The organism is Jiangella rhizosphaerae (assembly GCF_003579925.1).
In the GTDB taxonomy this organism is placed as follows: Bacteria; Actinomycetota; Actinomycetes; order Jiangellales; family Jiangellaceae; genus Jiangella; species Jiangella rhizosphaerae.
In genome coordinates this window covers 52998-61926 of sequence record NZ_QUAL01000094.1, presented here as the reverse complement: position 1 = coordinate 61926, position 8929 = coordinate 52998, and the positions used below count along the sequence as shown (strand labels likewise).

At 70.3% G+C, this 8929-nt stretch carries 8 protein-coding genes; all 8 read left to right on the top strand.

Features of this window, described 5'->3' with window-relative positions:
• Positions 1–903: molybdopterin dinucleotide binding domain-containing protein (locus tag DY240_RS10520; RefSeq protein ID WP_147375273.1), on the top strand; the 903-nt coding region annotated here is incomplete at its 5' end.
• A complete protein-coding gene (nuoH, locus tag DY240_RS10515; protein ID WP_119659865.1) occupies positions 903–2228 on the top strand; it encodes an NADH-quinone oxidoreductase subunit NuoH in 1326 nt (441 codons plus the stop codon). The genes DY240_RS10520 and nuoH, both read left to right, overlap by 1 nt.
• Entirely contained in the window at positions 2221–2748 is a 528-nt protein-coding gene (gene nuoI, locus DY240_RS10510; protein WP_199701248.1) for an NADH-quinone oxidoreductase subunit NuoI, read from the top strand. Before nuoH ends, nuoI begins: the two co-directional genes overlap by 8 nt.
• On the top strand, positions 2748–3572 hold the full coding sequence (locus DY240_RS10505) for an NADH-quinone oxidoreductase subunit J (protein ID WP_119659856.1): 825 nt from the start codon (positions 2748–2750) through the stop codon (positions 3570–3572). The genes nuoI and DY240_RS10505 overlap by 1 nt, the downstream gene beginning before the upstream one ends.
• A complete protein-coding gene (gene nuoK / locus DY240_RS10500) occupies positions 3569–3868 on the top strand; it encodes an NADH-quinone oxidoreductase subunit NuoK (protein ID WP_119659855.1) in 300 nt (99 codons plus the stop codon). The genes DY240_RS10505 and nuoK overlap by 4 nt, the downstream gene beginning before the upstream one ends.
• Before the next feature lie 121 nt (positions 3869–3989).
• Complete coding sequence (nuoL, locus tag DY240_RS10495) at positions 3990–5843, top strand: NADH-quinone oxidoreductase subunit L (RefSeq protein WP_407659299.1); 1854 nt, start codon at positions 3990–3992, stop codon at positions 5841–5843.
• An 11-nt stretch (positions 5844–5854) separates the two neighbouring features.
• Complete coding sequence (locus tag DY240_RS10490) at positions 5855–7381, top strand: NADH-quinone oxidoreductase subunit M (protein WP_233552690.1); 1527 nt, start codon at positions 5855–5857, stop codon at positions 7379–7381.
• The gene (gene nuoN, locus DY240_RS10485; protein ID WP_119659853.1) at positions 7378–8904 is read left to right on the top strand and encodes an NADH-quinone oxidoreductase subunit NuoN; all 1527 of its coding nucleotides are present in this window, start codon (positions 7378–7380) and stop codon (positions 8902–8904) included. Before DY240_RS10490 ends, nuoN begins: the two co-directional genes overlap by 4 nt.
• The last annotated feature ends 25 nt before the right edge of the window (positions 8905–8929 follow it).

Genomic DNA, 8929 nt, shown 5'->3' with positions numbered 1-8929 from the left:
CGGGCCGGCGAGCGCGGCGCGCTCGAGGCCGGCGCCCTGCCGAACCTGCTGCCCGGCGGCCGGCCGGTCGCCGACCCGGAGGCCCGGGTCGACGTCGCCGCCGCCTGGTCGGTCGAGACACTGCCGTCGCTGCCCGGTCGCGACACCACGGGCATCCTGTCCGCACTGAGCAGCGGGGTGCTGGCCGGCGCCCTGGTCGCCGGCGTCGAGCTGGCCGACCTGCCCGACCCCGCCGGCGCCAGGCGCGCGCTCGAGGCCGCCGGCTTCGTCGTCAGCCTCGAGGTGCGGCGCAGCGAGGTCACCGAGCTCGCCGACATCGTGCTGCCGGTGGCGCCGCCGGTCGAGAAGGCCGGCACGTTCGTCAACTGGGAGGGCCGGGCCCGGCCGTTCCCCGCCGTGCTCGCGCACACGCCGTCGCTCAGCGACGCCGCCGTGCTCGATGCCATCGCCGGTGAGCTGGGCGTCCACCTCGGCCTGCGCGACGTCGACGACGTCCGCGCCGAGATCGCCGAGCTGGGCGTCTGGGACGGCGCCCGGCCGGAGTCCACCGACACCCCGCCCGCCGGCCCGCCGCGGCCCGGTGAGCGCGAGGCGGTGCTGGCCAGCTGGAAGCTCATGCTCGACGGCGGCCGGCTGCAGGACGGCGAGCCGCACCTCGCGGCGACGGCGAAGAAGGCCGAGGCGCGCATCTCCGCCGGCACCGCCGCCGAGGTGGGTGTCGCCGACGGCGAGTGGCTCACCGTCCGGACGGCGACCGGCTCGGTCACCGTCCCGGTGCGGGTGACGGAGATGCCTGACCGCGTGGTCTGGCTGCCGGAGAACTCGAACGGCTCGACGCTGCAGGTGTCGCTGGGCGCCGGCGCCGGTTCCGTGGTCAAGCTCGCAGGTGGAGGTGTCTCGTGATCGCGCTCGCCGCGGAGACGACCGGGAACGAGGTCGCCGGGTTCGGCAACGATCCCTGGTGGATCATCGCCATCAAGTGCCTGGCGATCTTCGTCCTCTGTGTCGTCCTGACGCTGTTCAACATCGTCTTCGAGCGCAAGGTCGTCGCGCGCATGCAGCACCGCGTCGGCCCGAACCGCACGGGGCCGTTCGGCAGCCTGCAGAGCCTCGCCGACGGCGTGAAGCTGATGTTCAAAGAGGACATCATCCCGAAGGCGGCCGACAAGATCGTCTACATCGCCGCGCCGCTGGTGGCGGTGATCCCGTCGTTCCTGATCCTGTCGGTGATCCCGCTGGGTCCCGAGGTGTCGATCTTCGGTCACGAGACCCGGCTGCAGCTGACCGACATGCCCGTGGCGGTGCTGTTCACGCTGGCCATCGCGTCGGTCGGCGTCTACGGGCTGATGATGGCCGGGTGGTCCAGCGGCTCGACCTACCCGCTGCTCGGCGGCCTGCGCTCGACCGCGCAGGTCATCTCGTACGAGCTGGTCATGGGTCTGTCGTTCGTCGGCGTCTTCCTCTTCGCCGGCACCATGTCGACGTCGGGCATCGTCGCCGAGCAGGAGCGGCTCTGGTACGGCATCATCCTGCTGCCGTCGTTCCTCATCTACCTCATCGCGATGGTGGGCGAGACGAACCGGGCGCCGTTCGACCTGCCCGAGGCCGAGGGCGAACTGGTGGCCGGCTGGGGCACCGAGTACTCGTCGATCAAGTACGCGATGTTCTTCCTCGCCGAGTACATCAACATGGTCAACGTCTCGGCCATCGCCACGACGCTGTTCCTGGGCGGCTGGCGGGCGCCGTGGCCGCTGTCCGCGGTCAACGACGGCATGTTCAACACCGGCTGGTGGCCGCTGCTGTGGTTCTTCGCCAAGGTGATCCTGCTGATCTTCGTCTTCGTCTGGCTGCGCGGCACGCTGCCCCGGCTGCGCTACGACCAGTTCATGCACTTCTGCTGGAAGGTGCTGCTGCCGATCTCGCTGGTCTGGATCGTCGCGGTGGCCGGCATGCGGCTGGCGTTCAACGAGGGCATCGAGCGCAACCAGATCCTCCTGTACGGCGGCATCGCGGTCGCGGTGCTGCTGATCGGCAGCCTGCTGATCCCGGAGAAGAAGCCGGCGGAGGAGGACGAGCAGGCCGCGACTCCGGAGTTCGACGCGTTCGCCGGCGGCCACCCGGTGCCGCCGATGCCGGGCCAGGAGTTCGTGGCGGCGCGCATCCCCGTGACCCCGACTGGGGCCACCACCAAGACTGACGACCGTACCGAGGAGAGCAGTCGTGCCTAAGTTCCTCGACCCGGTGGCGGGGTTCGGAGTCACGTTCCGGACCATGTTCCGCAAGCCGGTCACCGAGCAGTACCCGGAGCATCCGCATCCGGTGGCGCCGCGCTTCCACGGTCGGCACCAGCTCAACCGCCACCCCGACGGCCTGGAGAAGTGCGTCGGGTGCGAGCTGTGCGCATGGGCCTGCCCGGCCGACGCCATCTACGTCGAGGGTGCCTCCAACACCGACGACGAGCGCTACTCGCCGGGTGAGCGGTACGGCCGCGTCTACCAGATCAACTACCTGCGCTGCATCCTCTGCGGCCTGTGCATCGAGGCGTGCCCGACGCGCGCGCTCACGATGACCAACGAGTACGAGCTGGCCGACCACACCCGCGAGAGCCTCATCTACGAGAAGAAGGACCTGCTCGCGCCGCTGCTGCCCGGCATGGAGGAGCCGCCGCACCCGATGCGGCTCGGCGACGACGAGCGCGACTACTACCTCGGCGCGGGACTGGGCCGCACCAGCGGGCAGGGGGCGTGATGGGCGAGGCAGCCCTGTTCTGGATCATGGCGCCGATCGCCGTACTCGGCGCCCTGGGTCTGGTGTTCTCGCGCAAGGCCGTCCACGGCGCACTGTGCCTGGCCGCCACGATGGTGTCGCTGGCGCTGTTCTACATCGCCCAGGAGGCGCCGTTCCTCGGCGTCGTGCAGATCGTCGTCTACACCGGCGCGATCATGATGCTGTTCCTGTTCGTGATCATGCTGGTCGGTGTCGACTCGTCCGACTCCCGGGTCGAGACCATCCGCGGCCAGCGGGTCGCGGCGACGCTCGCCATCCTCGGCGTGGTGCTGCTGCTGTCCGCGGTGACCATCCGCGCCACGCTGCCGGAGGAGCCGGCCGGGCTCGCGCAGGCCTCCCCGGACGGCAACGTGCCGGCCATCGCCGACCTCATCTTCGGCACCTACTTCTGGGCCTTCGAGGTGGTGGCCGCCCTGCTGATCACCGCCGCCGTGGGCGCCATGACGCTGACCCACCGCGAGCGGATCTTCCACCGGCCCACCCAGAAGGAACTGTCGATCAAGCGGTTCAGCGAGGGCCCGCCCGAGGAGGCGGCCGGTCTTCCGGTCCCGGGCGTCTACGCGCGCCACAACGCCGTCGACACCCCGGCGCTGCTGCCCGACGGCACGCCGAGCGAGGCGTCGATCAACCGTGTGCTGGTCGCCCGCGGCGCGGCCCGCTCCAGCGACGAGTTCCGGCACCACCCGACCCCGGCCGACGTCGAGGCGGCGGCCGAAGGCGAGACCGACGAGCCGGCCGGCCAGATCGGCGCCGACGACGACGCACGCGGAGGTGAGCGCGCATGAACCCGACCAACTACCTGGTGCTGTCGGTCATCCTGTTCGCGATCGGCGCGTCCGGCGTGCTCATCCGGCGCAACGCGCTGGTGGCGTTCATGTCCGTGGAGCTCATGCTCAACGCGGCCAACCTGGCGTTCGTCACCTTCGCCCGGATGCACGGCAACCTCGACGGCCAGATCGTGGCGTTCTTCGTCATGGTCGTGGCGGCGGCCGAGGTCGTCGTCGGGCTGGCGATCATCGTGACGATCTTCCGAACTCGCAGGTCCGCGTCGGTCGACGACGCCAGCCTGCTGAAGCTCTGACGGGCGTGAGGAACCAGTGACTTCCACACTCAGCGCGCTGGCGACGGCTGTCGCCACCGAGGGCGGGCACGGTGGCGGCCAGGCGGTCGCCGAGGCCACCGGCGTCTTCGACCTCACCTGGCTGCTCATCGCGTTCCCGCTGCTGGGCGCCGCGATCCTGCTGCTCGGCGGCCGGCGCACCGACAAGGTGGGCCATCTCATCGGCTGCGCGGCGTCGATCGCGTCGTTCGTCATGGGCGTGGTGCTGTTCTTCGCCATGCTCGGCGAGCCCGCCGACGGCCGTGCGTTCACCGTCCAGCTCTGGGAGTTCGTCAACGCCGGCGGCTACAGCGTCGACGTGAGCCTGCTGCTGGACCAGCTGTCGATCTCGTTCGTGCTGCTGATCACCGGCGTCGGGTCGCTCATCCACGTCTACTCGATCGGCTACATGGAGCACGACGAGCGGCGCCGCCGGTTCTTCGGCTACCTGAACCTGTTCGTCGCGGCGATGCTGCTGCTGGTGCTGGCCTCGGACTACCTGGTCCTGTTCATCGGCTGGGAGGGCGTCGGCCTGGCGTCGTACCTGCTGATCGGGTTCTGGCAGCACAAGAACTCGGCGGCCGTCGCGGCCAAGAAGGCGTTCGTCGTCAACCGCGTCGGCGACATGGGCATGGTCCTGGCGATGGCGTCGATGATCACGGTCTTCGGCTCGACGGCGTTCGACGCGGTGTTCGCGTCGGCCGAGGGCGCCTCGACCGGCTGGCTCACCGCCATCGGCCTGTTCCTGCTGCTCGGCGCCTGCGGCAAGTCGGCGCAGTTCCCGCTGCAGTCCTGGCTGCTGGACGCGATGGAGGGCCCGACCCCGGTGTCGGCGCTCATCCACGCGGCGACCATGGTGACCGCCGGCGTCTACCTCATCGTCCGGTCCGCGGCCATCTACGACCTCGCACCCGACGCCCGCACCGCGGTCGTCGTCGTCGGCGCGATCACGCTGCTGATGGGTGCGATCATCGGATGCGCCAAGGACGACATCAAGAAGGCGCTGGCCGGCTCGACCATGAGCCAGATCGGCTACATGACGCTCGCCGCGGGGCTCGGCCCGGCCGGGTACGCGTTCGCGATCTTCCACCTGCTGACGCACGGCTTCTTCAAGGCCAACATGTTCCTCGGCGCCGGCTCGGTGATGCACGGCATGCACGACGAGGTCAACATGCGCCGCTACGGCGGGCTGCGGATCATGATGCCGATCACGTTCGTCACGTTCGCGATGGGCTACCTCGCCATCATCGGCATCCCGCCGTTCGCCGGGTACTTCTCCAAGGACCGCATCATCGAGGCGGCGTTCGCGGACAACTGGATCACCGGCCTGGCCACGCTGCTGGGCGCCGGCATCACCGCGTTCTACATGACCCGCCTCATGCTCATGACGTTCTTCGGCAACCGGCGGTGGCAGCACAGCGAGCCGCCGCACGAGTCGCCGTCGGTCATGACCGTCCCGCTCATCGTGCTGGCCGTGCTGTCGGTCGTCGGCGGGTTCGGCCTGCTGTACCTGGGCGCGGACATCGTCGACTGGCTGGCGCCGGTCACCGGTGAGGAGCACCACGAGCTGCCGATGCCGCTGTGGCTGCTGATCACCATCACGCTGGCCACCGTCGTGGTCGGGGTCGCCATCGCCTGGGCCCTGTACGGCCGCCGCGCCGTTCGCGAGGACGTCCCGGCCGGCAACCCGCTCACCGTCGCCGCCCGCAACGACCTCTACGGCGACGCGTTCAACGAGGCGGTGTTCATGCGGCCGGGCCAGTACCTGACCCGCTCGCTGGTCTACTTCGAGAACCGCGGCGTCGACGGCGCCGTCGTCGGCACCGCCACCGCCGTCGGCGGTCTGTCGGGCCGGCTGCGGCGCTGGCAGACCGGGTTCGTCCGTTCCTATGCCGTGACGATGCTCGGCGGCGTCGGCGTCGTCGTGCTGGCCATGCTGTTGGTGAGGCTGCCGTGACCTTTCCCTGGTTGACCACGCTCATCGCGCTGCCGGCGCTCGGGGCGGTGCTGACCGCCCTGGTGCCGACCGGGCGGGGCACGCTCGCCAAGCAGGTCGCGACCGGTTTCGCGCTGCTGACCCTGGTGGTCGGCGCGCTGATCAGCATCCAGTACCTGTTCGACGTCGACATGGGCGTCGAGCCGGAGACCTACGAGTGGATCCCCGAGTTCGGGGCCTCGTGGGCGCTGGACCTGCACGGCATCAGCCTCGCGCTGGTCGCGCTGACGGTGCTGGCCACCCCGATCGTCGCGCTGTCCATGTGGCACGAGGCCGAGGACGAGAAGCGCGACCCCAAGGCGTTCTTCGCGCTGCTGCTGGTGGTCGAGGCGCTGACGCTGACGGCGTTCCTCTCGCAGGACGTGCTGCTGTTCTACGTCGTCTTCGAGGCCATGCTGATCCCGCTGTACTTCATGATCGGCATGTACGGCGGCCCGCAGCGCCGCTACGCCGCGGTGAAGTTCCTGCTGTACAACCTCGTCGGCGGGCTGGCCATGCTGGCCGCCGTCATCGGGCTGTACGTGCAGTCGGTCGAAGCGGGCGACCCGTCGTTCTTCCTGCCCGACCTCGTCGCGCTCGACATCGACACCACCACCCAGTGGTGGCTGTTCGTCGGGTTCATGCTGGCGTTCGCGATCAAGGCTCCGCTGTGGCCGTTCCACACCTGGCTGCCCGACGCCGCGGCCGAGGCCACGCCGTCGAACGCGGCGTTCCTGTCCGGCGTCGCCGACAAGGTCGGCACCTACGGCATGATCGCGCTGGTGCTGCCGCTGTTCCCCGACGCGTCCCGCGACGCCGCGCCGGTGATCGTCGTGCTGGCGGTCGTGAGCATCATCTACGGCGCACTGCTGGCCATCGGCCAGACCGACATGAAGCGGCTGATCGGCTACACGTCGATCTCGCACTTCGGCTTCATCGTGCTGGGCATCTTCGCACTGACCGGCCAGGCCGCCACCGGCGCGACGTTCTACATGGTGAACCACGGGCTGTCGACCATCGCGCTGTTCGTGGTCGTCGGCTTCCTCATCCGCCGGCGCGGGTCGCGGCAGGTCGACGACTTCGGCGGCGTGCAGAAGCCGGCGCCGAAGCTGGCCGGCGTGTTCCTGTTCGCGGGCCTGTCCGGGCTGGCGCTGCCGCCGCTGTCGACGTTCCTGTCCGAGTTCCTGGTCATCTCCGGGACGTTCCTGCGGTACCGGCCGGCCGCGATCGTCGCGACGCTCGGCATCGTGCTGTCCGCGCTGTACATCCTGTGGCTCTACCAGCGGACGATGACCGGCCCGGTGCGGCCGGCCGTGGAAGGCATGCCCGACCTGCGCACCCGCGAGGTCGCCGTCGTCGCCCCGCTGCTGGCGCTGCTGCTGGTCGTCGGGTTCTTCCCGAAGCCGCTGACCGACGCCATCGACGAGGCCGTCGAGCCGACGCTCGTCGAAGTCGGCGTCGACCAACCCGAGCCGCTGGCTCCCGTCGCTGAACACGCCGAGGAAGGGACTGGCCGGTGAACGCCCCGACCATCGAGTACGCCGAGCTGGCGCCGCTCATCACGATCTTCGGCGCCGCGGTCGTCGGCGTCCTGATCGAGGCGTTCGTCCCGCGCAAGCTGCGGCACCCGATCCAGGTCGGGCTGGCGCTGCTGGCGCTGGTGGCGGCGCTGGTCCAGGTGATCCTGCTGGCCGGCACCGGCATCGTCGCCGCGGTCGGCGCGGTCGCCGTCGACGGGCCGGCGCTGTTCCTGCAGGGCACCATCCTGGTGCTGGCGATCATCAGCGTCGCGTTCTTCGCCGAACGCAAGCTCGAGGCCGGCGGCGACGCGTTCGCCCCCGCCGCGTCGTCGCTGCCCGGCAGCGAGGAGGAGCGGGTCCTCGTCCGCGAGCGGATGCTGCAGACCGAGGTCTACCCGCTGGTGCTGTTCGCCGTCGGCGGCATGATGCTGTTCCCCGCCGCGAACGACCTGCTGATGCTGTTCATCGCGCTCGAGGTCATGTCGCTGCCGCTGTACCTGCTGTGCGGCATGGCGCGCCGACGCCGGCTGCTCTCGCAGGAGGCGGCGCTCAAGTACTTCCTGCTCGGCGCGTTCTCGTCGGCGATCTTCCTGTTCGGCATGGCGTTCGTCTACGGCTACGCCGGCACGCTGCGGTTCGGGGAGATCTCCGAAGCGCTGACGGCGAACATCGGGCAGGACGGCATCCTGCTCGCCGGCGTCGGGCTGATGGCCGTCGGCCTGCTGTTCAAGGTCGGCGCGGTGCCGTTCCACTCGTGGACGCCCGACGTCTATCAGGGCGCGCCGACCCCCGTCACCGGGTTCATGGCGGCGTGCACCAAGCTCGCCGCGTTCGGTGCGCTGGTGCGGCTGTTCTACGTCGCCTTCGGCGGGCTGCGCACCGACTGGCAGCCGATGCTGTGGGCCGTCGCGATCGCCACCATGCTGGTCGGCGCCGTCGTCGCCCTGACGCAGACCGACATCAAGCGGATGCTGGCCTACTCGTCGATCGCGCACGCCGGGTTCGTGCTGACCGCGATGGTGGCCGCGGACTCCTCGGCCACCGGCGCGATCCTGTTCTACCTGGCGACCTACGGCATCGCGACGCTGGGCGCGTTCGCCGTCGTGACGCTGGTGCGCGACTCCGGCGGCGAGGCCACCCACCTGGCCAAGTGGGCCGGGCTGGGGCGGCGTTCGCCGGTGCTGGCGGCCACGTTCGCGCTGTTCCTGCTCGCCTTCGCCGGCATCCCGCTGACCAGTGGCTTCGTCGGCAAGCTGACGGTGTTCACCGCGGCCGTCGACGGCGGCGCCGCGCCGCTGGTCGTGGTCGGCGTCATCGCCAGCGCCGTGGCGGCGTTCTTCTACGTGCGGGTCATCGTGCTGATGTTCTTCAGCGACCCCGCGCCGGAGGGCCCGACCGTCGCGGTGCCGAGCCTGTGGACAGCGGTCGGCATCACGCTGGGCGCCGCGGCGACCCTGCTGCTGGGCATCGTGCCCGGCCCGCTGCTGGACCTGGCGCAGCAGGCGTCCATGTTCGTTCGTTAGAGTTGAAGCTCCTGCCGGGTGAGGG